This is a genomic window from Paenibacillus sp. J31TS4 (genome assembly GCF_018403265.1).
Classification (GTDB): Bacteria; Bacillota; Bacilli; order Paenibacillales; family NBRC-103111; genus J31TS4.
Window position 1 is genome coordinate 288,965 of sequence record NZ_BOSI01000002.1, and the last position, 26,001, is coordinate 314,965.

Consider the following 26,001-nt stretch of genomic DNA (forward strand, 5'->3'; position numbering starts at 1 on the left):
TATGTCATGGATTTTTTACAGGACTGGAATCCTATTCCTCCTGGATGCGGCTAGTGCGCGCGGTCCAGGAGAGGGCGTTGTACAGCAGCCGGCGCATAGAGGGATGGGTCCAGGTCGCTTCGGTATGACCGGGAGTCAGCACACAGACCCGGCCGCGGCCGGCTTCATGCGCCCAAACGGCCGGCGAGGATCCGTGTTCGGAGGAGACGAGCTCGGCCAGCGGTTCGGGCGCATCCGGATCCCGCTGGACGCAGTACAGCTCGTCCTCCGTCGTCCACTCGCCGACGCCGTCCATGACCGGATGCCGGAGATTGAGCGGGTGTACGGTCAGCGGGAGGGCGCCGGGCGGATGATGCGTGAAGACGCCCTTGGTCAGCCGGCGATACGCCTCGCCGGCCGGATATTGGGCGATGCCGGAATGAACGGCGAGGAGGCCTCCGCCTTCTTGCACGAACGCCGACAGGCGGCTCTGCCGTTCGGGAGGACACCACAGCCGGTCGGTGCGGCGCCCGTCCTCCGCCAGCAGGGCGTCCCTCGCAATGAGAAGGCCGTCCCATTCGTCCAGCGTGTCCCAAGGGAACGCGGCCGGATCGGTCAGCACGGTCAGCCGGACCGGCGCTTCCTCGAGCAGAGGGGCGAGGAAGGAACCGACGCGATCGGCGGGGTGGTAGAAATCGCCGAGCAGAACAAGAAAATTCGACATAGCATTTTGCTCCTTTCCATAATAAGCGGGGCACCGAAACCCGCATCCTTGTTCCAGTTTACACCAGTTGACGGATTCGGACAGGGAATTCCGCGAGGGAGTGCAGCGCGCTTCATTCGACACGTTTCTTGACGGGAGCGGGACGAACGCTCATAATGAATAAAAATCTACCTATGGGGACGGAAAGGATTGCGTAATGGGGATCGAGCAGCTGCTGACTAAGGCATCAACCTACCTCAAAGAAAACGACCTGAACAAAATCCGGGAAGCCTACGAATTTGCTGAACAGGCCCACCATGGGCAGGTCCGCAAATCGGGTGAGCCTTATATCTTGCATCCTCTGGCGGTCGCCGACATCCTGGTGAACATGCAGATGGATGTCACTTCGATTATCGCCGCTCTGCTGCATGACGTGGTCGAGGACACGACGGTTTCGCTCGATAAAGTCCGCGAGCAGTTCGGTCCGACCTGCGCCATGCTCGTCGACGGCTTGACCAAGCTGGAGAAGATCCAGTTCAAGTCCAAGCAGGAGCAGCAGAACGAGAACTACCGCAAAATGTTCGTCGCCATGGCACAGGACATTCGCGTCATTCTAATCAAACTGGCCGACCGGCTTCACAATATGCGCACGCTCAAGTATCAGTCCGAGGAGGCGCAGCGCCGCATCGCGGACGAGACGCTCGAGATCTTCTGCCCGATCGCGCACCGGCTCGGGATGTCCGCGATCAAGTGGGAGATGGAGGATATCGCGCTTCGCTACCTGAACCCGCAGCAGTACTACCGGATCGCCAACCTGATGCAGAAGAAGCGCACGGAGCGCGAACAGTATATCCATGACGTCATCAGCCGGATGCACGAGAAGCTGTCCGAGATGGGCATCGAGAGCGACATCTCGGGGCGTCCCAAGCATATCTACAGCATCTATAAGAAGATGACGTCGCGCAGCAAGCAGTTCAACGAGATCTACGACCTGCTTGCCATTCGCGTCATTGTTGACAATATCAAGGACTGCTACGCGACGCTCGGGATCATCCACACACTGTGGAAACCGATGCCGGGCCGGTTCAAGGATTACATCGCCATGCCGAAGACGAACATGTACCAGTCGCTGCACACGACCGTCATCGGACCTAAGGGCGAGCCGCTCGAGGTGCAGATCCGGACGTGGGACATGCACCGGACGAGCGAATTCGGCATTGCAGCCCACTGGGCGTACAAGGAAGGCTCGCTTGTACCGTCCGGCAGCTTCGGCGAGAAGATGAACTGGTTCCGCGAGATTCTCGAGCTGCAGCACGAAACCCGCGACGCGGCCGAGTTCATGGAGTCGCTCAAGATGGACTTCTTCTCCGACCTTGTCTTCGTCTTCACGCCGAAGGGCGAGGTCATCGAGCTGCCGGCCGGCTCTGTCCCGCTCGATTTCGCTTACCGCATCCATACTGAGGTGGGCAACCGGACGATCGGCGCCAAAGTGAACGGCCGGATCGTGCCGCTCGATCACCGGCTCAACAACGGCGACATCGTCGAGATCCTCACCTCCAAGCATTCGTACGGACCGAGCCAGGACTGGCTCAAGATCGCCCAATCTCCCCACACCCGCAGCAAGATCAAGCAGTGGTTCAAGAAGGAGAAGCGGGAGGAGAACGTTATCAAGGGCCGCGAGGCGATCGAACGCGAGCTGAAGCGGCTGGCGCTCGAACCTTCCGATCTGATGACGGACGAGAAGATGATGGAAGTGGCGGCCAAGTTCAACTTCCACGATATCGAGGACATGCTGTCAGCGATCGGTTTCGGCGGCATCACCGCTTCTCAGATCGTCACCCGGCTTACGGAGAAGCTGCGCCGCGAATCGGAGCAGGCCGCGCTCATCCAGCTGACCCAGGAGGTCAAGGAAGTCAAGGCCGCACCGCCTGAGAAGAAGAGCCGGCCGACGCACGGCATCCGCGTCAAGGGCGCGGACAACATTCTCGTCCGCTTCGCCCGCTGCTGCAGCCCGGTGCCCGGCGACGAGATCGTCGGTTACATCACCCGCGGCCGCGGCGTCTCGGTGCACCGCGCCGACTGCAGCAACATTCCGGCGGGAGATGCGGAAGAGGGAGACCGCGTCATCGAGGTGGAATGGGTCGACTCGGTGGAGGCGAACTACAGCGTCGAGATCGAGATTACCGGCCACGACCGCCGCGGCCTGCTGAACGAGGTGCTGCAGGCGGTCTCGGAGAGCAAGACGTTCATGTCCGCCGTCTCGGCGAGCTCGGACAAGAACAAGATGGCGCTCATTCACATGACGATCCTTATCCGCAATACCGAGCACCTGCATTCCGTCGTCGAGAAAATCAAGCGGATCCAGGATGTGTACTCGGTGCAGCGGATCATGCAGGCCTGATCGCTTCATCCGCGAGGGACCGGCGCTTGCCGCCGGCCCGGCTGTCCGGATGAAGATGGGTCTGCTTTTTTTTGTGCGGTGCTTGCAGGCAAAATGGGCCCGTCCCGTTCAGGTACAGAACAGGAAAGGAAGGATAAGATGAGAGTCGTGCTGCAAAGAAGCAAGGAAGCAACCGTAACGGTGAACGGGGAGGTGGTGGGCCGCATATCGTCCGGCCTCGTCCTCCTGGTGGGCGTGACGCACGAGGATACCGAGCAGGATGCTAAGTACCTGGCCGACAAGCTGGCCGGTCTGCGCATCTTCGAGGACGAGGAGGGCAAGATGAACCGCTCCGTGCTGGAGGCGGGCGGGAGCGTCCTCTCGATTTCCCAGTTCACGCTCTACGGGGACAGCCGCAAGGGCCGGAGGCCGAACTTCATGGCGGCCGCCCGCCCCGAGCAGGCCGAGCCGCTGTACGAGAAGCTGAACGAGCTGCTGCGGGGCTGCGGCCTTCAGGTGGAGACGGGCGTGTTCGGCGCCATGATGGACGTGCGGCTCACGAACGACGGGCCGGTGACGCTGATCCTCGACAGCCGCGCCTGAAGAAGGGAGCGGCGGATGTCGCGGCAGTTCTCGAGATTGCTGGAAGGACAAGCCCAATATGGCATGGATAAGCGATGGGGCAGCTGGAAGGCGCCCGCTCGCTTTCCTAACGCGGCAAGCCCGGTGGCTGCAGGGAGGCCGCCCAGCCGTCCGCCGTGCCGTAAGCGATAGCAAGAGGGTTAGGCTAAGCTCGGATGGGAGAAGCTAGTGGGGAAGAAACCCGGAGGAGGGAACCCCAGCCTTGCGCCAATCCGAAAAAGCCAGCATAGTGCTGAGCCAGCAAGCCGCCCAGCTGTCCGTCTCCTACCGCGAAGCGACCGCCGCTCTGGCACTTCTCCCTCCCGCCGACGAGCGGCAGACTAGAGAGATGGAGATGGGACGCGAGCCGGTCAAAGGGCTCGGCTCCCGCACGTTCCGGTAGCCGACCCTGGGAGCGGTGGGCGGCCGTCCGTTTAATCAGGGCTTTTTGCGCGCGAATGCCTATGCATGCGCGCTCCCCGAACATCCCGACAATCCTGTGAACCCCTGCCGGCAGGCAGGGGTATTTTGGCTGGAAAAATTCCTTCCTTCCTCAACTTGTGTTACACTCAGGGGTAGACTGGCCCGGTGCGCGCCCGCCTTATTGGCGTGCGGGCGGACAGGCCAACGTTGGAGTCTTGCCCGCTTCCGAGGGGCCCGTCCGGAGATTAGGACGGCGTCCATCTCCTGACCGGCCATACTGCGGAAGCGGACAGCGAAAGAAGGAATGGGAAAGAGAATTGATGGGGGGACATTATGTTTCGGAACAAATGGTGGATACTGGCGGTAACGTTCGTCGTGCTATTGGCATGCGGCGGCGGGCTCATGTACTACAAGGAGAAGCATGACGGAGGGCTGCCCTCCGCGAACGTCGGTCCCCGGCAGGAGCTGGAGAAGGTCCAATCGGTCTCCAAGCCGGCGGACCGCTATGACGTGATTGTCGTCGGCACCGATCCCGAAGGCGTGGCGGCGGCGGTATCCGCGGCGCGCAATGGACAGAAGACGCTGCTCGTGGACAGCGGGGAACGGGATATTCTCGGCGGTCTGATGACGCTCGGCTGGCTGAACAGCATCGACCTGAACTATGACGTGGAGAACAAATCGACGATCCCCGGCGTGAAGGACCCGATTCTGAACAAAGGGATCTTCACCGAATGGTACGCCATGGTGGAGGGCGATTCGTTCGACGTCAACACGGCTGCCAACGCCTTTCATAAGCTGGTCAAGAATGAGAAGAACATCGACGTGCTCATGAAAACGAAGAGCATCGACCCTGTAGTCAAAAAGGGCGCCGAAGACAGCGTCGTGGAGGGCGTAGTGCTGACCATGCCCGACGGCTCCAAGCTGAACGTCAAGGCGGGAGCGGTAATCGACGCCACACAGGACGCGGACTTCGCCGATGCGGCCGGCGTGTCGTTCACCCACGGGCGCGAGGATCTCGGAGACAGCAAATCGCGCATGGCCGTCACGGCGGTATTCCGCCTCAAGGGCGTTACCGACGAGGTGTGGAAGCAGGTGCGCAAACGTCTGTCGGAAGACAACAATCCGAACACGGATTCGTCCGCCATGTCTGCGTGGGGCTATGTGGAGATGAAGGACTACCCTTCGGTCAACCCGCAGCGGGCCAAGATGCGCGGCCTGAATATCGGCCGGCAGCTGGATGACACCATCCTGATCAACGCGCTGCAAATCTTCGGCGTAGATGCATTCGATAAGAAATCGCGCGAGGAAGCGTTCGATATCGCGAACAAGGAGCTTCCGAGCATTCTTGCGCATATGAAGAAGCTGTATCCCGAGTTTGCCGGTCTTGAGCTGGACGGCGTCGCTCCGGAGCTGTACGTGCGCGAATCCCGCCACATGCAGGGACTGTACCGGCTGACCATCCTCGATGTGCTGGAAAACCGGGATCAATGGGACCGGATTGCGTTCGGCTCCTATGCGGTCGACATCCAGCGGACGAGCCCGTCGGATAACGGAGCCGTCGTGCTGGAGCCCCGGCGCTATGCCGTTCCGTTCCGCAGCATCGTTCCGCAGAAGGTCGACAATCTGCTTGTCGTTGGCCGCTCGGCCAGCTACGACACGCTGCCCCACGGCAGTGCGCGCGTCATCCCGACCGGGATGGCGGAGGCCGAATCGGCCGGCGCGGCGGTCAAGGTGGCCAAGGACCTAAAGCAGACGTTCCGCCAGCTGGCGGAGAATAAGGACGGCATCAAGCAGCTGCAGGACCTGGTCAACAGCAAAGGCATGGACCTCAAGCCGTACACAGCCAAGGTTCAGCCTTATCAGCAGCACAAAGCGTATCCGGGTCTCAAGGCGGCCGTCTATCTCGGCATCGCGACCGGCGGATACAATAACGATTTCAAGCTCGACGACCCGTCCAATCCGCAGCGGTACGTCAATCAGCTGAACATCGCCAAGCGCGTCTATCCGAGCGCGTTCAAAGGCGACCCGGCCCAGTCGCTGGCGGGCATGGACGAGAATGCGAAGACCAAATCGGCGCTTACGCTGCAGCAGGCGGCCTATACGATTGCCAAAGCGGCGGGGCTGACGGTTACCGCAGACAAAGCGGCGGCCGAGCTGGAAAGCAAGGGGCTCGTAACCAAGGCGACGCTTGATCTGATCGCCGACAAGCAGAATCTGACCAACGGAGACACGTACCTGCTACTCAAGGATGTGCTCAGCCGTCTGGCCGGCGCCAAGTTCTAAGCAGGATTGGTGCGGGATTTCGCCCTTGTAGAGCAAAGGGCAGGAAGCAGTGGTTGAAAAAGCGGTTCCGTCGTTTGACGGGGCCGCTTTTTTCCAGTTTTAACCTTCCATGCTTGGGTACGTCCAACGGGACATACTTAAATAAGGGGACGCCTGGGCGTCACGGATTCAAAAACCGGGCGACAAAGCTCGTTCTGCGATCTTGACAATTGGTCGTCCTGCGTATACAATCATTACTAATTTCTTATAAGACCTTTGATCCGTTGATGGGATAAAGTACTTGAAGATGCGTCACCGCAGAGAAGGAAGCCTAGGCTGGAAGCTTCCCGTGACCGCTTGAAGGAAAGACCTCCCGGAGGACGGACGGCGACCCCCACGGCAATCCGATTGCGGGTGGAAGTAGCCGTCTCGCGTATCCCGGGCGTTAACCGGCGAGTGCGGAAGCGCTGCGCGTATGAGAACCGGCTGCCGATTGGCGGACACCGGACGCGAGCCTCCGAATGTGGGTGGTACCACGGGAGATTGTACGCAATCCCTCGTCCCTGGCTGTTGCAGCCGGTGACGGGGGTTTTTCTTTTTTGCGGAAGCATGACACAAAGAGATCTCAGGGATAGGTTGGAGGGTGGCCAGACATGAGTATTCAAAAGCCGAAAGGCACGCAGGACCTGCTCCCGGGCACGGTCGAAAAATGGCAGGCGCTTGAGGCAAAGGCACGCGAGCTGGGCAGGCGCTATCGCTACCAGGAAATCCGGACGCCGATATTTGAGCACACCGAGCTGTTCCAGCGGGGCGTCGGGGAGACGACGGATATCGTCGAGAAGGAGATGTACACGTTCCTCGACAAAGGAAAGCGGAGCATCTCGCTTCGTCCCGAGGGTACAGCCGGCGTCGTCCGGGCGTTCGTAGAGAACAAGCTCTATGCCGAGCCCGAGGTGACGAAGCTGTATTATATCGGGCCGATGTTCCGTTACGAGCAGCCCCAAGCCGGGCGGTACCGGCAGCTGCATCAGTTCGGCATCGAGGCGTTCGGCTCCGAGGATCCGGCGCTTGACGCGGAAGTGATTGCCCTCGGCTATTCCTTTTACCGGGAGCTCGGGATTCGCGGCGTTCGCGTCGAGGTGAATTCCGTCGGCACGCCGGAGGTGCGGGCGAATTTCCGCGAGAGCCTGCTCGCGTTTCTCCGTCCGATGAAGGAGACGCTGTGTCGCGACTGCCAGGAGAGGATGGAGCGCAACCCGCTCCGCGTGCTCGACTGCAAGGTCGACCAGGACAAATTCGATGGGGCGCCGTCGCTCCTCGACCACCTGGACGAGGCGTGCAGCAAGCACTTCCAGGCTGTCCAGGATTACCTGAGCGCCATGGAAATTCCGTTCTCCGTCAACCCGAGACTCGTCCGCGGGCTGGATTACTACACCCATACCGCCTTTGAATACAAGGCGGAGGGCATCGGTGCGATCGACACGATCGGCGGCGGCGGCCGCTACAACGGCCTCGTCGGCCAGGTCGGCGGCGCGGATGTGCCGGGCGTCGGCCTCGGCATCGGACTGGAGCGGACGCTGCTCGTGCTGGAAGCGCAGCAGGTGGAGATCGCCGGTAAGGAGCCGCTCGACGTCTATCTGATCAGCATGGGCGACAAAGCCGAGCGCGAAGCTGTCCGCCTCTTGTACAGCTTGAGGGGCCAAGGCCTGCTCGCCGACAAGGATTACCTCGGCCGCAAGATGAAGACGCAGTTCAAATCGGCGGACCGGTTCGCCGCCCGCTATGTCGCCATCCTCGGCGAAGACGAGCTGGAGCAGGGAGTCGTCGCGCTCAAGCAGCTCGCTACCGGAGAGCAGGAGAACGTACCGCTCGCCGAGCTCGGGGCCCGTCTGCTGGCGTCCCGCGAGCATTAGTGGATGGAGCAGAGCCGCAAGGCGCCGGCAGGAAGCGGCGGAAGCAAGGAAGGAGCCTCAGCTCCGGAAGTGACCAATACCATAAGGGCAGACGCCCCGATGGACCTACAGGAGGAATCAAGATGAGTATGCTGAAGACCCGCCATTGTGGCGAATTGACGGCCGCTAACGTCGGCGAGACGGTAATTTTGAACGGATGGGTGCAGCGTCGCAGAGACCTTGGCGGCGTGCTGTTCATCGACCTGCGCGATCGCAGCGGCATTGTGCAGATCGTCTTCAACCCGGCATTCTCCGGCGAGGCGCTTGCCGTCGCCGACCGCGCGCGCAACGAGTACGTGCTTGCCGTCAAGGGCAAGGTGGTGGAGCGGGACGAGGAAACGAAGAACCCGAACCTGGCTACCGGCTCGATCGAGGTCCAGGTAACCGAGATAGAGATCATGAACGCTGCCAAGACGCCTCCGTTCTTCATCGAGGACGGCATCGAAATCGACGAGCAGCTCCGGCTGAAATACCGCTACCTCGATCTGCGCCGTCCGGAGATGCAGAAGACGCTCATGCTTCGCTCCAAGGCGGCCAAGATCTTCCGCGACTACCTGGACGGCAACGGCTTCATCGAAGTCGAGACGCCGATTCTGACGAAGAGCACGCCGGAGGGCGCGCGGGATTATCTCGTGCCGAGCCGGGTGCATCCGGGCGAATTCTTCGCTCTGCCGCAATCCCCGCAGATCTTCAAGCAGCTGCTTATGGTGAGCGGCTTGGAGCGTTACTACCAGATCGCCCGCTGCTTCCGCGACGAAGACCTGCGTTCTGACCGGCAGCCTGAATTCACCCAGGTGGACATCGAGACGTCGTTCCTGTCCGAGGAGCAGCTCCAAGGGATGATGGAGGAGTTGGTCGCGAAGCTCGTCAAGGATACAGTCGGCGTAGACATCCAGCGTCCGTTCCAGCGGCTGACCTACGCCGATGCGATGGGCAAGTACGGCTCCGACAAGCCGGACCTGCGGTTCGGGCTTGAGCTCGCCGATGTGTCCGACATCGTGGCGAACAGCGGCGTCAAGGTGTTCTCGAGCGTCGTCGCTTCCGGAGGCGAGGTGAAGGCGATCAATGCGAAGGGCTGCGCGTCCTGGAGCCGCAAGGAGCTGGACGACCTGACGCCGTTCGCCGCGCGTTACGGCGGCAAGGGTCTCGCTTGGATTCAGATCAAGGACGGCGATTGGAAGGGGCCGATCGTCAAGTTCTTCACCGAGGAGGAGATCGCAGCGCTGACCGAGCGTCTCGGAGCGGAAGAAGGCGACGTGCTCATCTTCTCCGCGGACAAGAAAAAGGTGGTCGCGGACGTGCTCGGCAACCTGCGTCTCAAGCTGGGCCGCGACCTCGGCCTGATCGACGAGTCCGTGTTCAAATTCGCCTGGGTTGTCGACTTCCCGCTCCTCGGCTACGACGAGGAAGAGAAGCGCTATGTCGCCGAGCACCATCCCTTCACCCGTCCGAAGGAGGAGGACCTGGCTTACTTCGACACCGACCCGGGCAAGATCCGCGCGCAGGCGTACGACCTTGTGCTGAACGGCTATGAAGTCGGCGGCGGCTCCATGCGGATCTACAAACGCGACGTGCAAGAGAAAATGTTCGCGGCGCTCGGCTTCTCGCCGGAGGAAGCGAACGAGAAGTTCGGCTTCCTGCTCGAGGCGTTCGAATACGGCACGCCTCCTCATGGCGGCATCGCCTTCGGCTTCGACCGGCTGGTCATGCTGCTGGCGGGACGCAGCAACCTGCGCGAGACGATCGCATTCCCGAAGACGGCGAGCGCGACCTGTCTGCTGACCGACGCGCCGGGTCCCGTCGAGGACTCGCAGCTGGAGCAGCTGTCGATTCGCGTAGCGCTGAAGCAGGCTGCAGCGAAGTAATCCGGACGCGGGAGCTTTCCGCGTTCTCCCCGGCGCGTCCGTTCCACTGGGCGCCCCTAGGGGTAAGAACTAGAAGACAACCCAAGCCCGCGGCTCCGGACGACGGAGCTTATCTACCGGGCAAGGACCGCATGATAGAGAAGCAAACAGGAAGAACGGGCAGAGGGGAAGTGAAGACGCGGCGGCGCAGCCGCCGGCTTCCTTCCCTCTGCTGTTTCCCGGCGCTTCCCCACATTCGCCATTAGGGAGGGACCCATATGCTAAACCAATTCTCGCGCACGGAGCTGGCCATCGGGCCCGAGGGCATCGAGGTCATGAAGAACAGCACGGTCGCCGTACTTGGCATCGGAGGCGTCGGTTCGTTCGCGGCCGAGGCGCTGGCCCGTACCGGCATCGGGCGGATCGTCATGATCGACAAGGATGTCGTCGACGTGACGAACATCAACCGGCAGCTGCACGCGCTCTTGTCCACGGTCGGCAAGCCGAAGGCCGAGCTGATGAAGGAGCGGATTCGCGACATCAATCCGGAATGCGAGGCAATCGCGCTCAAGATGTTTTATACGGAGGAAACGTACGAGCAGCTGTTTGCCTATCCGCTCGATTACGTTATCGACGCCTCCGACACGATCAGCTACAAGATCCATCTCATTAAGCAGTGCCGCGAGCGCAAAATCCCGCTCATCTCGAGCATGGGCGCGGCGAACAAGATGGACCCGACGCAGTTCCGGGTCGACGATATTTCCAAGACGACGATGGACCCGATCGCCCGCGTCATCCGCCAGAAACTGCGCAAGGAAGGCATCACGAAGGGCGTCAAGGTCGTGTACTCGACCGAGCAGCCGATGAAGCCGCGCGCGGACGTGACCAAGGCGATCGTGCCCGAGAACGCGCCCGAGTTCCGCAAAGCCCAGCAGCCGCCCGCGAGCAACGCGTTCGTGCCCCCGGTTGCCGGCCTTGCGATGGTGAGCGTCGTCGTCCGCGAGCTGCTCGCCAAGGCCGGGCTGGACTAAGGCGGCCGCCATGGATCTGTTCACCTATTCGGCGGAGGCTTCGGGCGAGAACCGGCTGCTGGCGGACCGGATGCGTCCCCGCGATCTGTCGGAGTATATCGGCCAGGAGCATATCGTCGGGCCGGGCAAGCTCCTCCGCCGGGCGATCGAAGCCGATCAGGTCTCGTCGATTCTGCTGTACGGGCCGCCCGGTACAGGCAAAACAACGCTCGCTCATATCATCTCGAAGCGGACGAGCGGCGAGTTCGTCAAGCTGAACGCCGTCGACGCGACGGTCAAGGACGTCCGCGAGGTGATCGACCGGGCGCAGCAGGCCAAGGCGATGTACGGGACGAAGACGACGCTGTTCCTTGACGAAGTGCACCGCTTCAACTCGGCCCGTCAGGACGCGCTGCTGCCGGCGGTGGAGCAGGGCATCATCATCTTCATCGGCGCCACGACCGAGAATCCGTTCCACCATGTGAACGGCGCTCTTCTGTCCCGGTCGACGCTGTTCCAGCTGGAGCCGTTAACGGCCGAGCACGCGCTGCTGGCAATGCGCCGGGCGCTGGCGGACCAGGAGCGGGGCCTCGGGGCTCTGCCGATTCAGGCGGACGAGGAGGCGCTTGCCCATATCGCCCGCATGGCGGGAGGCGATATCCGGCGGGCGCTCAACGCGCTGGAGCTGGCGGCTCTGACGACACCGCCCGAAACGGACGGGACGATCCGGCTGACGCTCGAGGTAGCGGAGGAATCGATTCGCCGGCCGCTCGTCAAGGCCGACCCGTCCACGCAGTACGACGTGTTGTCGGCGTTTCACAAGAGCGTCCGGGGCTCGAGCGACGCGGCGCTGTACTGGTTCCTCTATGCGGTGGAGAAGCTCGGCATGGACCCGATGACCTTCCTTCGCCGGCTTATTGTCGCGTGCAGCGAAGACATCGGGCTCGCGAATCCGCAGGCGATGGTGCAGGCGGTCACCGCGATGGACGCCTATCACAAGATCGGCTGGCCCGAGTCGAAGTACGTCATCGCGCAGGCCATTCTGTTCGCCGTGGAGAGCCCGAAGTCCAACTCGATCCCGCTCGCGCTGGCGCGGATCGGCGACGCCTTCGCACGCGTGCCGTCCCCGGAGGTGCCGCTGCACCTGCGGGACGCTCATTACAGTGGCGCCGCCAAGCTGGGGCACACGGGCTACAAATATCCCCACGATTATCCGCATCACTACGTCGACCAGGCATACCTGCCGGAGCCGCTGAAGCACGAAGTGTTCTTCGAGGCGAGCGAGCAGGGGATGGAGGAGAAGATGCGGATCAACCAGCGCAAGCGCAGAGGCGGCGGAACCGGCTGACGGCTGCCGCCCGAGGACCGGCAGCGGGGTCGGTGCCCCGCGGCCACATCATAAGGCCCGACGACATACGGTCGGGCGTCCTACGCCGCGAGATAGCAAACGAAAGCCCCCGGATGATATACATCCAGGGGCTTTTCGTTATGCTTGGGTGCGGGATTAATAATCGAAAGAGGAAGCGAAGCTATCCTGCAGCTGCTTCACCGTGACGGTTTGGGATTTGTCCGGGATCGTCACTTGAACGGAGCTGTCGTTGAACTTGCTCATCCGCGTCTCGCTTGTTACCGCGACGTTGAACTTCGTCTTGGTTTTCGCATCGTCGACAGACAGGTCGATCGTCTGTTTGAAGTAGTTCAGGAAGCCTCCCTTGTTCGTGCCGATCAGGCTCTTCGCTTCATTGAGCTTGCCGGTTTTCTGGAACTCGGTGAAGCCTTTGTCGAAGTCCTTGAGGCTGTCGTTGTATTCCTTGACGTTTTCTTCGGTGATACCGGTCGCGTCCTTAAATTCCGGCTTGGCGAGAATTTGCAGCACTTCGGGGAGGACGTTCTTCGCGAGTTTCGTCGCCTCTTCCTGCAGGTTCTCGTTGTTGACGTTATACTGCACGAGGTTGGCCACGCCGTCCGGCTTGCCTTCGTCGACGACGGTCAGGTACTTGTCGTCCTTGTAATGCTTCTCGAGCACCTGGCCGACCTGCTTGAGCAGATCTTCCTGCTTCGCTGGGTCGAGGTTGAACGAATTCGGAGCATTCTCGTCGAACTCCTTGAGGTCTTCGGGCGTCAGGTGAACGTACTTGCCGACGACGTCTTTCGGGATTGGCACGAACGGGATCTGCGGAACCTTGATGTACATGTTCTTGTCGTCCAGGATGAACGGGATTTGCAGGTTGATGCTCATGTCGCCCTTAAGGGAAACGTCGAGCGTCACCATCTGCTGCTTCGTTTTTTTGTTGTACGAGCCGTGATATTTGATCTCGAAGCCGTTCAGCATTTGCGAGGCGAGAGCCATCTCGGGATTGCTCTTCTCCATTTCCTTCGCGTCGAACTTGACCCCGAGCGTGCCTTCGAACTCATACGAGTCGGCCGTCGCCATTTTGGTGAAGCCGGTTTTCAGGTGATCGGTCGCGCTCTTCTTTCCGCAGCCAGCCACCGCAATGATCGAGATGATGAATAAGACCACCAGCCACCTTTTCTTCAACAACATCCACTCCTTTTTCTTTTTCTCTAATGCCTATGTATCGCATGAGCTTGCGACGATTACTTGTTACGAAGATTGAAGAGGAAAAGTTTCACTTCATCAAGAAAAATCCCCAAAATACTTCCAAATGTCCATCTTCGCCGCAAACAGGCTCTTATCCATGTAAACGAACATTGCCAAGTTGAAACACTTTTTGACAAGAAAAGTAAGGACGGCGGGCTATTTCCATCAGCGGAGGAGAGGAATCGACACCAATCGTCTGGGGTCCCCGTCAATCCGCTCGTCTTTCTTCGGAATTAGGCACCGCAAAAAGCCCGCCTTCCTATAGAAGACGGGCTGGCAAACGGCAAATATGCCATACAGGGAATGCCAATTGGCACTTCCGGGGATTAGCCGGCAACGACGGACTGCTTGAGCACCCGGTCGATAACGGCGCCGCCGATGCAGACATCCCCGTCGTAAAAGACGACGGATTGGCCGGGCGTGATCGCCTTCTGCAGCTGATCGAACGTCACCAGGCAGGTGCCATCCTCCTGCATCAGTACCGTTACCCCCTGATCGGGCTGCCGGTAACGGAATTTGGCCGTACAGCGGAGGTCGCCCTGCGGAGACTCTCCCGAAATCCAGCTGACGTCAGAGGCGACAAGGGCGGTGGAATACAGCCTGGGGTCGGAATCGCCCTGCACCACATACAGCGTGTTGGTGGAGAGATCCTTGTCCGCGACGAACCAGGGCTCGCCGGTGCCGGAGCCGCCGATGCCGAGTCCCTGGCGCTGGCCGAGCGTGTAATACATAAGGCCGTCGTGCCGCCCCTTCAGCTCGCCGTCGAGCGTTCGCATGTCCCCGGGCTGGGCCGGAAGGTACTGGCTCAGGAACTCCTTGAAATTGCGTTCGCCGATGAAACAGACGCCGGTGCTGTCCTTTTTCTTGGCCGTAGCCAAGCCGGCCGCCTGGGCCAGCTCGCGTACGCGGGACTTGGGCATATGGCCGATCGGGAACATCGCTTTCGACAGCTGGTATTGATTGAGCGCGTTCAGGAAGTAAGTCTGGTCCTTGTTGGCGTCGTTGCCGCGGAGCAGCAAGTACTTGCCGTTTTCTTCCTTGACCTGCGCGTAGTGGCCTGTAGCGATATAATCCGCTCCCAGCTCAAGCGCCTTCTGAAGGAACTCGCCGAACTTGATTTCCCGGTTGCACATGACGTCGGGGTTCGGGGTCCGCCCCTTGCGATACTCGTCCAGGAAATAAGCGAAGACCTTGTCGAAGTACTGCTTTTCAAAATTGACCGTGTAGCAGGGAATGCCGATCTGCGCGCAGACGCGGCGCACATCCTCGGCATCCTCCTCTGCCGTGCAGTGGCCGAACTCGTCGGTGTCGTCCCAGTTTTTCATGAAGATGCCGATAACCTCGTAGCCCTGCTCCTTGAGCAGAAGCGCGGCTACCGAGGAGTCCACGCCGCCCGACATGCCGAGCACGACGCGGGTTTCCGCTGGTGTTTTAGCCATTTCTCTTGTCCTTCCTTTCTATTCGAGCGGGGGAGAGGCCCCCGCGTGTCGCATTAGACTGCCGGCAGGGCAAAGACCTGTAATCCCACCGATGCACCGGGGATTTTTCACAGGTTAGTCATTTCCCAAGCCGTGCAACTATGATAACATATATTTGATTACGGTTAATACCGGTCCCGGTATTTCCGCGCATCGCACGATAGCCAGGTTGAGTGCCGGCTATTTTGGTTATGCTTGTTAGCAGATGGCGGTCTAGGCTGCCAATCCTATCGGTCAGCACCGGCGCAGGCTGAGCCGGTCCCCCGTACGGGTTGTCCGGGTCTTTCGCTGCCGCCGCCTGACTGTCCGGACCCAAGCCGCCGCAGGCAGGCGCAAGAACGGAATAGAATGAGGTGCCGTAGTGAAAATTTCAACCAAGGGCCGTTATGGCCTTACCATTATGATGGAGCTGGCGAACCGCGTCGGCGAGGGGCCAACCTCGCTCAAGAGCATCGCCGAGAAGAACAACCTGTCCGAGCATTATCTCGAGCAGCTGATAGCGCCGCTGCGCAACGCGGGGCTCGTCAAGAGCATCCGCGGAGCGTACGGCGGTTATATTCTGTCCAAACCGGCGGAGGAGATCACGAGCGGAGACATCATCCGCGTCTTGGAAGGTCCGATCAGTCCGGTCGATTTCACCGAGGAGGACGATCCGGCCAAGCGGGATCTGTGGATGCGCATCCGCGACGCGATTGCCGAGGTGCTGGATTCGACGACGCTTGCCAATCTGGCCTCCTTCAACGAAGAGGGCGACCCGGCCGAGAACTATATGTTCTATATATAGGGTGACACACATGAACCGAATTTATCTTGATCACGCCGCTTCGACCCCGCTTCATCCGGACGTGCTGCAGGCGATGCTGCCCGTCTGGAAGGAGACGTTCGGCAACCCGTCGAGCCTACACGCCTATGGCCGCGAAGCCAAGGCGGTGCTGGACGAGGCGCGCCGGTCCGTCGCAAGGCTGCTGAAGGCTTCACCGCGCGACCTGATCTGGACGAGCGGCGGTACCGAGAGCGACAACCTGGCCGTCTTTGGCGTTGCCGCCGCTTGGTCTGCCCGCAAGGAAGCGTCCGGGGACATGGCCGAGGCCGGCCCCGGCCATATAGTGACCACCTCGGTGGAGCACCATGCCGTCCTGCACGCCTGCGAACGGCTGGAGCAGAGCGGCTATGCCGTTACATACTTGCCGGTCGACAACTTCGGCCGGGTGGAGCCGGAGGCGGTCGAACGGGCGCTCCGGCCCGATACGATGCTGATCTCTGTCATGTACGTCAACAATGAAGTCGGCACCGTGCAGCCGATCGAGGAGATAGGCCGGATCGCGCGGGAACGGGGAATTCCGTTTCACGTCGATGCGGTCCAGGCGCTAGGCCATCTGCCGATCGACCTCGAACGCCTGCCGGTCGATCTGCTCAGCCTGTCTGCCCACAAGATCGAAGGCCCGCGCGGCATCGGTGTGCTCTACTGCAGCCCGAAGCTAAAGCTCGTCCCTCAGCTGTACGGAGGCTCGCAGGAGCGCAAACGCCGGGCAGGGACCGAGAACGTCGCCGCCGCCGTCGGCTTTGCAGCCGCTCTCGAGCGGGCGGTCCGTCTGCTGCCGGAGGAGCGGTCCCGGATGGAGGAGCTGCGAGCGTTGATGCTGGCGGCTCTCGCCAGGGAGCTGGGAGAGGAAGGCTTTACGGTGAACGGGCATCCCGAACACAGAGCGCCGCATATTCTGAACGTCAGCTTCCCGGGCGTATCGACCGAGACGATGCTGATGAATCTCGATCTCGCGGGCATTGCGGCGGCAAGCGGTTCCGCCTGCACCTCGGGTGCGCTGGAGCTATCCCACGTGCTCCGGGCGATGCGCTTGTCCGAGCCCTGTGCCTCCTCGGCGATCCGCTTCAGCTTCGGGAGCGTAACGACGGAATCGGATGTCACGAAAACGACACAAGTGCTTGGAACCATCATTAGGCGTCTTCGTAAATAACCTTATCCGCCATTTTTTTTGAAAATGGATGGTTTAACCGGTTTAAATGACGTCAAGAATGGATAAAGATTTGATAGGTTTTTGGCTAGAAGGAAGGTACCTAGCTTTCCCGACTAAGAACGTGATATTCACTATACAAAGAATAGGGTGAAGCGTATGATGCGATGTCCGAATTGCAATTCCAAAGACATTGGAAAGATCGGATCGCACCAGTTTTATTGCTGGGGCTGTTTTATCGAATTGACCGTGAACGGAGAGAAGATGTCGGTCTTCCAGGTAGAGGAGGACGGGACGCTCAGCTCGCTCGACGACCTCTTCTTCGAAGAGCAGCCGTTCCCGCAAATTCAAGCCAACTAAGCGATTGATTGTTCCGATGGCGCAAGGCCTAGAGAGGGCCGGCGCATCCGAACCCGTCAGGAAAGAATCCGTTTGTCCGCAAACGATTCTTTCCTGACGGGTTATTTTATTTGTTCGCGAGAGCGGGAGGGGGACTCGCGCAGCAGGAGACAAGGGAGGGATGGAACGGGAAGACAGGCATATACTAACGGTAAAGGATGGTCCAAGCTCGGCACGGTTGTCGAAAGCAGCCGGTCCGGGAGAACGAGTCCCGCCGGGGCCGCTTGTGCGGCGATCCCGGGGACGGCTGCCGGAAGCGAGCACAATTAACCCGATCCAGAGGAGGAAAGAGGATGGAGCCTCTCGGCCGGAATAAATGGTTTAGCGGGCTCGTGCTGGCGCTGCTCGGGCTCGCCGTCATCGTCCTGCTCGTCCAGATCAAGCCGGTGCTGGTCTGGGTGTACGACTTTCTGAAGGCGGTGCTGGCCCCGTTCCTGATCGCCATGATCGTCTCGTACGTCCTCAACCCGGTCGTTTGTCTGCTCCACGACCGCAAGGTGCCGCGTACAGTCGCGGTGCTGCTTATCTACGCCGTGTTCCTGACTTCGGGCACGGTCGTGCTGATGAACGTGATTCCCGTCTTCCTCATGCAGGTCAACGAAATCAACGAGCATATTCCGCAGCTGACGATGAAGGCGCAGAACTGGATGACGACACTGAACGATCACCCTATGCTGCCGGACAGCATCCGCAAAGGCGTGTATCGTGCGATGGCCAAGCTGGAGACGAATGTCTCGACGGCGATCAGCGACTATCTGAACCGGATCGGCAGTACGCTGAACGCGCTTTTGATGGCCTTCATCATTCCCTTCTTGGCGTTCTACATGCTGAAGGACTTTCAGCTGATCGAAAAAAGCGCGATTGCCTTCGTGCCGAAATCGCATCGGAAGCAGACCGTCCAGCTGCTGACGGAAATCGACGAGGCGCTCGGGAGCTACATCCGCGGCCAGTTTCTCGTCTGTCTTATCGTCGGCGGTCTCGCCTACGCGGGCTACTGGCTGATCGACATGCCGTATGCGCTGCTGCTGGCCAGTCTCGTCGCCATCTTCAACATCGTACCCTACCTCGGCCCTTATCTTGGAGCGGCTCCCGCTATTCTGATGGCGTCGACGATCTCCTGGCGGATGGTGCTGTACGTCGTGATCGTCAACACGGCGGTCCAGATTCTCGAGAGCAACGTGGTCTCTCCCCAGGTGGTCGGACGCACGCTGCATATGCACCCGCTCTCGATTATCTTCGCTTTGCTCGTCGGAGGGGAGCTGGCTGGCATTCTCGGCATGATTCTGGCGGTGCCGGTCTTCGCGGTGCTCAAGGTGATCGCGCACCACGTATCCATCTATTACGGCAACCGGAGGCCGACATAGCCTGGAAATAATGCTATGCGGGATAATACGGGACAGCTGCGCAGCAGGAAATAGCTATACCGGACAATGCGGATTAGCGGTGTCCCAGGAACACGCCATGCCAGGAACGCAGCTAAGAAGGTGTCCTAGGAAGGCGGACATGCCGGATACGCAGCAAAGCGGCGTCGTAGGAAGGCGGACATGCCAGGAACGCAGCAAAACGGCGTCCCAGGACTGCGGACATGCGGGACTCGCAGCTAATTGCCGTCCCAGTCCTCCCCGGTCCGTCCGGGCCGCAGCACCGCAGGCAGCAAAGAACCCGCATCCTCTCGGATGCGGGTTCTTTGCTTGCAGGTCCGCCTTGGCGGCTCCTTGGACCGGTTAACCGGCTTCGGGCGGCCGTGCCAATGTCGTTGCTATTCGGGCCGCACGATCTGAAGCGGCGGCGGGACGAGCCATCCCTTCTCCTTGAGCAGGCGAAGCACCCGAAGGCCAATGGCCACTTTCTCCGTATGATATTTGGCGAACAGAGCGCCGACATCCTCCCGGATTGCCATGCCGATCATTGTGCTGCAAGCGACGAGGCTTGCCGCGATGTCACAGCCGGCTGCATTCCCGATCTCGGGGTCGGACAGGCGGGCGCCGGGCGGAATCTCCTCCAGCTTTGCCTCGGGCCGGTCAGGCAGCGAGGGCGGGGGCGTGATGCCGTTTGCGGTCAAGAGCTCGTCGCATTCCTTGGCTGCTTTCTGCGCCATGTCCTGCAGGTCGCGGAGAATGTCCTTCAGGTCCTTGTCCCCGGCGTGCTGCAGCATCGCCTGGTTAAGCGACAGCGCTGCCTTTGCTTTCGAGCTGAATTCCCAGATGCCGAAGATCTCTCCGTAATGAAGCGGTTCGTCCTTCGGATTTCCACTCAAAATCCCCATACGCTCACCTCTTGGTCAGAATGGCCAAACCGCTCCTTAGTCTTTCCCTCCTTTCTAGAGCTATGCGGCTGCCGGACTCCGGGATTCCGAACGGGATGTCTCCCCGAGGGAGGCAGAGGAAAGTTGACAGGCTATCCTGCGCCCGATATAATTTCCGTATCTGGCGGTATGACCGGGATATGCCCGAATACCCGCCCTTAAAGCGAATACGGCAAACGCGAAGATGAATCCCATTAAGTCATAGACCGCCCCCCAGAGAGAAGGCTCCGTCCCCGGCAAGCATAGGGACGGCTGCAAGAGCCTTTGCGGCGAAGGATGACCGAAGCTGTTTTCGGAGCGTGGACGAACTCCACCGGCTGGACCCGTTACCGTCCATGAAGGCGATTGCCGGGCCCGTTCGCGGGTGTTCGGCAATAAGTAGGGTGGTACCGCGAATCCGATTCGTCCCTGGTTACAGGGGCGTTTTTTGTTTTTTTCGGGTTTCCGCCCATTGATCCCCCCTTTAATCTAAGGTGTTGCCCCGGCCGAAGAAGGCGCTGCCTGTTGCCCTTGCTGCCGGATCGGGGTAAGAACCGTTATGGAGGCCAATCAGATGAAAGCAAGTGAAATTCGCAGCAAGTGGCTCGCTTTTTTTGCGGAGAAGGGCCACGCGATTGAGCCGAGCGCATCGCTCGTCCCGCATAACGATCCCTCTCTGCTCTGGATCAACGCGGGTATGGCACCGCTCAAGCCGTACTTCGACGGCCGCGTGAAGCCGGAGAACCCGCGGATCGCCAACGCGCAGAAGTGCATTCGGACCAACGACATCGAGAATGTGGGTAGAACCCGCCGCCACCACACGTTCTTCGAGATGCTCGGCAACTTCTCGATCGGCGACTATTTCAAGGAGGAGACGATCACATGGGCTTGGGAATTCCTCACCGATCCCAAGTGGATCGGCTTCGATCCGAAGCGGCTGTCCGTCACCGTGTATGAGGAGGACCAGGAGGCGTTCGATCTGTGGCACAACAAGATCGGACTCCCGGAGGAGCGCATCTACAAGCTCGGCGACGATAACTTCTGGGATATCGGGGAAGGCCCTTGCGGTCCCTGCACCGAGATTTTTTACGACCGGGGCGATGCCTACGGCGACCTGAACGATCCGGAATGCTGGCCGGGCGGTGAGAACGAGCGGTTCCTCGAGGTGTGGAACCTTGTCTTCTCGCAGTTCAACCATAATAAGGACGGCAGTTACACGCCGCTGCCGAACAAGAATATCGATACCGGAGCCGGTCTCGAGCGGTTCGCGTCCATCCTGCAGGATGTGGACTCGAACTTCGATACCGACCTGTTCCGCCCGATCATTGACAAGACGTGCGAGATTGCCGGCGTGCGCTACAAGGAAAACGAAGAGGCCGACGTGGCGCTCAAGGTCATTGCCGACCATATCCGCACGGTTGTGTTCGCAGTCGGGGACGGCGTCCTGCCGTCGAACGAAGGCCGCGGCTACATCATCCGCCGTCTGCTTCGCCGGGCTGTCCGCTACGGCAAGGTGCTCGGCATGGACAAGCCGTTCCTGTATCTGCTGACGCCGGTCGTAGGCGAGATTATGGGAGCCTTCTACACCGACGTGGTTGAGAAGCGCGAATTCATCGAGAAGGTCATCCGGACCGAGGAGGAGCGGTTCCACGAGACGCTCTCCGACGGGCTTGCTCTCTTGGCCGAGTTGGCCGAGAAAGCCAAGCGGGAAGGCGCCAAAGGCATCAGCGGGGCGGAAGCGTTCAAGCTGTACGACACGTACGGCTTCCCGTTCGACCTGACCGAGGACTTCGCGGTGGAGCACGGACTGACCGTCGACCGGGAAGGCTTCGATGCGGCGATGGAGGAGCAGCGGGCCCGCGCCAGAGCGGCCCGCCATGAAACGGAAAGCATGAAGGTGCAGGGCGGCCCGCTGGCGGACTACACGGTTAATTCGGAGTTCGTTGGTTATACTGAATTGGTAACCTCTGCTAACGTGCAGGCGATCGTATTGGGTGGGGAGCTGGTCGATCTGGCCGGCGCCGGCTCCACCTGCCAGGTCATCCTCGACCGGACGCCGTTCTATGCTGAGTCCGGCGGCCAGGTGAGCGATCACGGGACCATCCGGAACGACAAGGTGTCCGCCGTCGTCGAGGATGTCTCCAAAGCGCCGCACGGCCAGCATGTCATGACCGTGAGAGTGGAATCGGGCACCTTGCGCAAGGGAGACAAGGTGGAAGCGGCCGTCGACCGTTCGATGCGCGACGACATCATCAAGAACCATACGGCGACCCACTTGCTGCATCGCGCGCTGAAGGATGTCCTTGGCGAGCATGTCAACCAGGCCGGTTCGCTCGTTGCGCCGGAGAGACTCCGGTTCGACTTCTCCCATTTCGGCAGCATCACTCCGGAGGAACTGCAGGACATCGAGCTGCGCGTCAATCGGGAAATTTGGCATAACACCAAGCTTGATATTACGGTGAAGCCGATCGCCGAAGCCAAGGCGATGGGCGCCATGGCGCTGTTCGGCGAGAAATACGGCGAGACGGTCCGCGTCGTGCGGGTCGGCGACTACAGCATCGAGCTGTGCGGTGGCTGTCACGTCGGCGATACATCGCAAATCGGCTTGTTCAAAATCGTGAGCGAAAGCGGCATCGGCTCCGGCGTCCGGAGGATCGAAGCGGTCACCGGCCGGTATGCCTATGACTATATGGACGGGCAGCTGGAGCTGCTCAAGCAGGCAGCGGCGCAGCTGAAGACGAACGTCGGTGAGGTGCCGAAGCGGCTCGACGGCTTGCTCGGCCAGCTGAAGGAGCTGCAGCGCGAGAATGAATCGCTGCGCGCCAAGCTGAGCCACGTGGAGGCGGGAAGCCTGACCGATCAGGTCCGCGACGTAGACGGCGTCTCCGTCCTCGCCGCGCGCGTCGACGCCGGCGACATGGAATCGCTGCGCAACATCGTCGACGAGCTCAAGACGAAGCTCGCTTCGGGCGTTATCGTTCTCGGTGCGGCCAGCGGCGACAAGGTGAACCTCGTGGCGGCCGTGACGAGCGATCTCGTGGCCCGCGGCTACCACGCCGGCAAGCTCGTGAAGCAGGCCGCGGCGGTATGCGGCGGAGGCGGCGGAGGCCGTCCGGATATGGCACAGGCCGGCGGCAAGGATCCGGCCAAGCTGGACGAGGCGCTCAGCCAGGTCGAAGCATTCGTCAGAAGCCAGGCGTAGCCGCCAGGACAGAGTAGGCTATCCCAAGCCGCCGGGCCCGGCGGCTTGGGAGCCTCATCCCCGGGGAATTGGGACCAAAGACCCGGAGGCGGGGAACGCGCCGGACATAAGTCGGATTTTGCGATTTTTTTCGGTTCTGGAAAGGAATTGGCATGCAGACGGAGAATATATCACATAGATCCATCGATAAGCGCATACAAGATGAAGAGAACGCTTCTTCACGGGAGGTGTAGGTCATGGGTTCCATGGACAAAACAATGAAATTTGATGTGAAGGCGGATGGGCTGGAGACGTCCCCGAGGGAAGTGCTGGTGACGGTGTATGACGCCCTGCAGGAAAAGGGCTACAACCCGATCAATCAGATTGTCGGTTATCTGCTATCCGGCGATCCGGCCTACATCCCGCGGCATAACAACGCGCGCAGCATCATCCGCAAACGGGAGAGAGACGAATTGATCGAGGAGCTGGTCCGCTCCTATCTCGCCAAACAGACGTAACCTTGCCTTTGCCCAAATGGCTGACAGGAGCTGGACATGAGAATCATGGGATTGGACTACGGAGACAAGACGATCGGCGTGGCCGTCAGCGACGAGCTGGGCTGGACTGCGCAGGGGATCGAGGTCATCCGCAGATCGGGACCGTTGTCCCGGGATCTGGAACGCCTGCAAGAGATTATTCGGGAGTATGACGTCGACACAATCGTTGTCGGATTGCCGAAGAATATGAACGGCACCGTTGGCCCGCGAGGCGAGCTGTGCATGGAATTTGCCCGGGAGCTGCAAAATACGTTCAAGCAGCCCGTCCACATGTGGGATGAACGCTTGACCACCGTTTCCGCAACCCGAACTTTGCTGGAGGCGGACGTCAGCCGAAAAAAAAGAAAGCAGGTCGTCGATAAGATGGCCGCCGCATTGATCCTGCAGAATTACTTGGATTCCAAATCGAGAAAGTGAGGGGCTTATCCATGACAAACGACAACAACAACAACCTGGACCTGAATATGGAGGAACCGGAGATCATCTATATCCCTGACGAAGAGGGCAACGAAGAGGAATTCGAAGTCATCATGAAGTTCGAGGTAGACGGATCGGACAAAACCTATATGATGGTTGTGCCCGTGGAAGCGTCCGAGGATGACGAGGATGCCGAAGAGGTCTACGCGTTCCGTTACGAGGAAGACGGGGACGATCTGAAGCTATATACGATTGATGACGAGGAAGAGTGGAATATCGTCGAAGAGACGTTCAATACGCTTCTCGCCGAAATGGAAGAAGACGAGGAAGACAACGGCTGATGAAGGACTACCGGCTTGAGGATGTGCAGCCGATTCGTGTCCTGCGGGACGCGTACGGCGACGAGCTTGAGCTCGAGGACGGCGGCAGAGCCGCCGTCTTCCGCATTCAGGCGGAATTCGCCGTAGGCGGCAGCCGGTATGCGGTTCTCGAGAGCGAGAGAGCGAAGCCGGACGACGAGCCGGCCGTGTTCCGCATCGTTCCCGCGGGCGGCGGCTGGGAGCTGGAGACGATCGAGGACGATGAGGAATGGGAACTCGTCGCCGAGCTGTATGACGAGATGACCGTCGACTTCGATGGCGAGTAGCAGGCACGGTTTGATTTTGGTATGATGAGGGGAGCGGCGATACGTCGCTCTTTTTCTTGTTCGACGAGATTCGAGAAAGTCCAATAGTGCGGAAGCGCGTCTTCCGGACAGGCAAGCAGCGGAGGGTGAGACCGGGCCGCTAGAGATCCGGATCATCCCTGGATAGTCACACAGAAGATACGGAGGGGTTGCCGTTTGAACGATCAATCACGACCAGGACCGGGGGGAGGAGAAGCGTTCGGGAAGCCGAGGAAGCGCCGACGCGGCTGGTGGATCTTCCTGATTCTCCTGCTGGCGGTGCTAGCTGGAGGCTATTTGGGTGTCCAGTATCTGCTCTCGCCTCCCAGCGGAGGTGGAGAGCCGGTCAAGCTCACGATCCCGGCCGGCTCGGGTTCGCTCGAGATTGCCGGACTGCTGGAGGAGAAGGGACTCATCCGCAGCAAATGGGCGTTCGGCCTTTATCTGAAGGCGAAGGACCAGGGCTCCCGCTTCCAGGCAGGAGACTATGAGTTTTCCCGCGGGATCGGCATGGATGCGCTGATCGCCAAGCTGAACAACGGGGAAACCGTCAAGGCGCAGATGAACCGGTTCACCATCCCCGAGGGCTACACCGTCAAGCAGATCGCCGAACGGCTGAAGGAGCAGGGGGTGACCGATGGGGACCAACTCCTCGCGCTAGCGAAGGAGGGCAAGGGAGCCGAATCCGAATGGACCAAGGCGATTCCGGACAACCCGGATCTCTTGTACCGGCTGGAGGGCTATCTATTCCCCGAGACCTATGAAATGGCAAAGGACAGCACGCCGGAGGATATTGTGGCGAGGCTGACGGCGGAATGGGACAAGAAGCTGGCCCAGCTGCCGGCCGACTGGCAGGCGAAGATGCGGGAGCAGGGGCTCACCTTCCATGAGGCGCTGACCGTCGCCTCGCTCGTGGAGCGGGAGGTCGTGCTGGACGAGGAGCGGCCGCTCGTCGCCGGCGTGATCTACAACCGCCTCAAGAAGGGGATGCGGCTGCAGATTGACGCGACCGTCCAGTATTTGCTGGACAAGCCGAAAGAACGGCTGATGGAGAAGGATCTGCTCGTCAAGAGCCCTTACAACACATACCAGAGCAGCGGGCTGCCGCCGGGGCCGATCGCAAGCCCCAGCCTATCGGCGCTCAAAGCCGCGATCTATCCGAAGGCATCGAACTATCTCTATTACGTTACCGCCAAGGACGGCACGCAGCGGCATCTATTCGCGGAGACGTATGAGCAGCATCAGAAGAACATCGCCGCGAGCAAGCAACAATAA

General features: G+C 60.4%; 22 protein-coding genes. 18 read left to right on the forward strand and 4 right to left on the reverse strand.

All coding sequences use genetic code 11. The features are described 5' to 3' along the window. Positions 1 to 31: 31 nt before the first annotated feature. Positions 32 to 703: a ThuA domain-containing protein gene (locus tag KJS47_RS12180; protein ID WP_213525322.1), complete on the reverse strand. Its 672-nt coding sequence runs from the start codon at positions 701 to 703 to the stop codon at positions 32 to 34. 196 nt (positions 704 to 899) lie between these two features. On the opposite strand from KJS47_RS12180, the gene KJS47_RS12185 reads away from it, so the two are divergent. The 8 genes from KJS47_RS12185 to KJS47_RS12220 all read left to right on the forward strand — a co-directional run bounded on the left by KJS47_RS12185 (position 900) and on the right by KJS47_RS12220 (position 12,522). Next, the gene (locus KJS47_RS12185) at positions 900 to 3,083 is read left to right on the forward strand and encodes a RelA/SpoT family protein (protein WP_213525323.1); all 2,184 of its coding nucleotides are present in this window, start codon (positions 900 to 902) and stop codon (positions 3,081 to 3,083) included. A 138-nt stretch (positions 3,084 to 3,221) separates the two neighbouring features. Continuing rightward, the gene (gene dtd / locus KJS47_RS12190; RefSeq protein WP_213525324.1) at positions 3,222 to 3,665 is read left to right on the forward strand and encodes a D-aminoacyl-tRNA deacylase; all 444 of its coding nucleotides are present in this window, start codon (positions 3,222 to 3,224) and stop codon (positions 3,663 to 3,665) included. A gap of 241 nt (positions 3,666 to 3,906) precedes the next feature. Further along, complete coding sequence (locus tag KJS47_RS12195; RefSeq protein WP_213525325.1) at positions 3,907 to 4,086, forward strand: hypothetical protein; 180 nt, start codon at positions 3,907 to 3,909, stop codon at positions 4,084 to 4,086. Positions 4,087 to 4,439: 353 nt separating this feature from the next. Next, complete coding sequence (locus tag KJS47_RS12200) at positions 4,440 to 6,389, forward strand: FAD-dependent oxidoreductase (RefSeq protein ID WP_213525326.1); 1,950 nt, start codon at positions 4,440 to 4,442, stop codon at positions 6,387 to 6,389. Between the two features lie 632 nt (positions 6,390 to 7,021). Then, entirely contained in the window at positions 7,022 to 8,281 is a 1,260-nt protein-coding gene (gene hisS, locus KJS47_RS12205) for a histidine--tRNA ligase (protein WP_213525327.1), read from the forward strand. 128 nt (positions 8,282 to 8,409) lie between these two features. Further along, complete coding sequence (aspS, locus tag KJS47_RS12210) at positions 8,410 to 10,185, forward strand: aspartate--tRNA ligase (RefSeq protein WP_213525844.1); 1,776 nt, start codon at positions 8,410 to 8,412, stop codon at positions 10,183 to 10,185. 257 nt (positions 10,186 to 10,442) lie between these two features. Further along, positions 10,443 to 11,195: a tRNA threonylcarbamoyladenosine dehydratase gene (locus tag KJS47_RS12215; RefSeq protein WP_213525328.1), complete on the forward strand. Its 753-nt coding sequence runs from the start codon at positions 10,443 to 10,445 to the stop codon at positions 11,193 to 11,195. A 10-nt stretch (positions 11,196 to 11,205) separates the two neighbouring features. After that, complete coding sequence (locus KJS47_RS12220; RefSeq protein WP_213525329.1) at positions 11,206 to 12,522, forward strand: replication-associated recombination protein A; 1,317 nt, start codon at positions 11,206 to 11,208, stop codon at positions 12,520 to 12,522. Between the two features lie 156 nt (positions 12,523 to 12,678). Here the strand turns inward: KJS47_RS12220 and KJS47_RS12225 are convergent, their stop codons facing one another. Both KJS47_RS12225 and mnmA read right to left on the reverse strand, forming a co-directional pair. Next, a complete protein-coding gene (locus KJS47_RS12225) occupies positions 12,679 to 13,713 on the reverse strand; it encodes a hypothetical protein (RefSeq protein WP_213525330.1) in 1,035 nt (344 codons plus the stop codon). A 389-nt stretch (positions 13,714 to 14,102) separates the two neighbouring features. Continuing rightward, positions 14,103 to 15,215, reverse strand: coding sequence for a tRNA 2-thiouridine(34) synthase MnmA (gene mnmA / locus KJS47_RS12230; RefSeq protein ID WP_213525331.1), 1,113 nt, complete (start codon positions 15,213 to 15,215; stop codon positions 14,103 to 14,105). Positions 15,216 to 15,615: 400 nt separating this feature from the next. Here mnmA and cymR point away from each other — a divergent pair, with 400 nt between their 5' ends. The 4 genes from cymR to KJS47_RS12250 all read left to right on the forward strand — a co-directional run bounded on the left by cymR (position 15,616) and on the right by KJS47_RS12250 (position 18,987). Continuing rightward, positions 15,616 to 16,038, forward strand: a complete 423-nt coding sequence (gene cymR, locus KJS47_RS12235; RefSeq protein ID WP_213525332.1) for a cysteine metabolism transcriptional regulator CymR — start codon at positions 15,616 to 15,618, stop codon at positions 16,036 to 16,038. Between the two features lie 10 nt (positions 16,039 to 16,048). Continuing rightward, positions 16,049 to 17,227 carry a cysteine desulfurase family protein gene (locus KJS47_RS12240; RefSeq protein WP_213525333.1) on the forward strand — a complete coding sequence of 393 codons (1,179 nt, stop codon included), beginning with the start codon at positions 16,049 to 16,051 and terminating at the stop codon, positions 17,225 to 17,227. A 156-nt stretch (positions 17,228 to 17,383) separates the two neighbouring features. Continuing rightward, on the forward strand, positions 17,384 to 17,584 hold the full coding sequence (locus tag KJS47_RS12245; protein WP_213525334.1) for a hypothetical protein: 201 nt from the start codon (positions 17,384 to 17,386) through the stop codon (positions 17,582 to 17,584). Between the two features lie 332 nt (positions 17,585 to 17,916). Further along, on the forward strand, positions 17,917 to 18,987 hold the full coding sequence (locus KJS47_RS12250) for an AI-2E family transporter (protein ID WP_213525335.1): 1,071 nt from the start codon (positions 17,917 to 17,919) through the stop codon (positions 18,985 to 18,987). 395 nt (positions 18,988 to 19,382) lie between these two features. On the opposite strand, the gene KJS47_RS12255 is transcribed toward KJS47_RS12250, so the two are convergent. Beyond that, positions 19,383 to 19,889, reverse strand: coding sequence for a DUF3231 family protein (locus KJS47_RS12255; RefSeq protein WP_213525336.1), 507 nt, complete (start codon positions 19,887 to 19,889; stop codon positions 19,383 to 19,385). Positions 19,890 to 20,481: 592 nt separating this feature from the next. On the opposite strand from KJS47_RS12255, the gene alaS reads away from it, so the two are divergent. The 6 genes from alaS (at position 20,482) to mltG (ending at position 26,001) form a co-directional block, all read left to right on the forward strand. Continuing rightward, positions 20,482 to 23,109 (forward strand): alanine--tRNA ligase, encoded by a 2,628-nt coding sequence (alaS, locus tag KJS47_RS12260; RefSeq protein ID WP_213525337.1) that lies wholly within the window; start codon positions 20,482 to 20,484, stop codon positions 23,107 to 23,109. Between the two features lie 236 nt (positions 23,110 to 23,345). Beyond that, positions 23,346 to 23,606 (forward strand): IreB family regulatory phosphoprotein, encoded by a 261-nt coding sequence (locus KJS47_RS12265; RefSeq protein ID WP_213525338.1) that lies wholly within the window; start codon positions 23,346 to 23,348, stop codon positions 23,604 to 23,606. Between the two features lie 36 nt (positions 23,607 to 23,642). After that, positions 23,643 to 24,062 carry a Holliday junction resolvase RuvX gene (ruvX, locus tag KJS47_RS12270; protein WP_213525339.1) on the forward strand — a complete coding sequence of 140 codons (420 nt, stop codon included), beginning with the start codon at positions 23,643 to 23,645 and terminating at the stop codon, positions 24,060 to 24,062. A gap of 11 nt (positions 24,063 to 24,073) precedes the next feature. Then, a complete protein-coding gene (locus KJS47_RS12275; RefSeq protein ID WP_213525340.1) occupies positions 24,074 to 24,403 on the forward strand; it encodes a DUF1292 domain-containing protein in 330 nt (109 codons plus the stop codon). Continuing rightward, positions 24,403 to 24,708, forward strand: a complete 306-nt coding sequence (locus KJS47_RS12280; protein ID WP_213525341.1) for a DUF1292 domain-containing protein — start codon at positions 24,403 to 24,405, stop codon at positions 24,706 to 24,708. The genes KJS47_RS12275 and KJS47_RS12280 overlap by 1 nt, the downstream gene beginning before the upstream one ends. A 195-nt stretch (positions 24,709 to 24,903) precedes the next feature. Next, positions 24,904 to 26,001, forward strand: a complete 1,098-nt coding sequence (gene mltG, locus KJS47_RS12285; protein WP_249716333.1) for an endolytic transglycosylase MltG — start codon at positions 24,904 to 24,906, stop codon at positions 25,999 to 26,001.

Bases quoted from the DNA above. Each gene is read 5' to 3' on its own strand.
- aspS (WP_213525844.1), top strand. From the start codon at position 8,410: ATGCTGAAGACCCGCCATTGTGGCGAATTGACGGCCGCTAACGTCGGC.
- hisS (WP_213525327.1), top strand. From the start codon at position 7,022: ATGAGTATTCAAAAGCCGAAAGGCACGCAGGACCTGCTCCCGGGCACG.
- KJS47_RS12240 (WP_213525333.1), top strand. From the start codon at position 16,049: ATGAACCGAATTTATCTTGATCACGCCGCTTCGACCCCGCTTCATCCG.
- KJS47_RS12185 (WP_213525323.1), top strand. From the start codon at position 900: ATGGGGATCGAGCAGCTGCTGACTAAGGCATCAACCTACCTCAAAGAA.
- KJS47_RS12200 (WP_213525326.1), top strand. From the start codon at position 4,440: ATGTTTCGGAACAAATGGTGGATACTGGCGGTAACGTTCGTCGTGCTA.
- alaS (WP_213525337.1), top strand. From the start codon at position 20,482: ATGAAAGCAAGTGAAATTCGCAGCAAGTGGCTCGCTTTTTTTGCGGAG.
- KJS47_RS12255 (WP_213525336.1), bottom strand. From the start codon at position 19,889: ATGGGGATTTTGAGTGGAAATCCGAAGGACGAACCGCTTCATTACGGA.
- ruvX (WP_213525339.1), top strand. From the start codon at position 23,643: ATGAGAATCATGGGATTGGACTACGGAGACAAGACGATCGGCGTGGCC.
- KJS47_RS12265 (WP_213525338.1), top strand. From the start codon at position 23,346: ATGGGTTCCATGGACAAAACAATGAAATTTGATGTGAAGGCGGATGGG.
- dtd (WP_213525324.1), top strand. From the start codon at position 3,222: ATGAGAGTCGTGCTGCAAAGAAGCAAGGAAGCAACCGTAACGGTGAAC.
- mnmA (WP_213525331.1), bottom strand. From the start codon at position 15,215: ATGGCTAAAACACCAGCGGAAACCCGCGTCGTGCTCGGCATGTCGGGC.
- KJS47_RS12215 (WP_213525328.1), top strand. From the start codon at position 10,443: ATGCTAAACCAATTCTCGCGCACGGAGCTGGCCATCGGGCCCGAGGGC.
- KJS47_RS12280 (WP_213525341.1), top strand. From the start codon at position 24,403: ATGAAGGACTACCGGCTTGAGGATGTGCAGCCGATTCGTGTCCTGCGG.
- KJS47_RS12245 (WP_213525334.1), top strand. From the start codon at position 17,384: ATGATGCGATGTCCGAATTGCAATTCCAAAGACATTGGAAAGATCGGA.
- KJS47_RS12275 (WP_213525340.1), top strand. From the start codon at position 24,074: ATGACAAACGACAACAACAACAACCTGGACCTGAATATGGAGGAACCG.
- KJS47_RS12220 (WP_213525329.1), top strand. From the start codon at position 11,206: ATGGATCTGTTCACCTATTCGGCGGAGGCTTCGGGCGAGAACCGGCTG.
- KJS47_RS12180 (WP_213525322.1), bottom strand. From the start codon at position 703: ATGTCGAATTTTCTTGTTCTGCTCGGCGATTTCTACCACCCCGCCGAT.
- KJS47_RS12250 (WP_213525335.1), top strand. From the start codon at position 17,917: ATGGAGCCTCTCGGCCGGAATAAATGGTTTAGCGGGCTCGTGCTGGCG.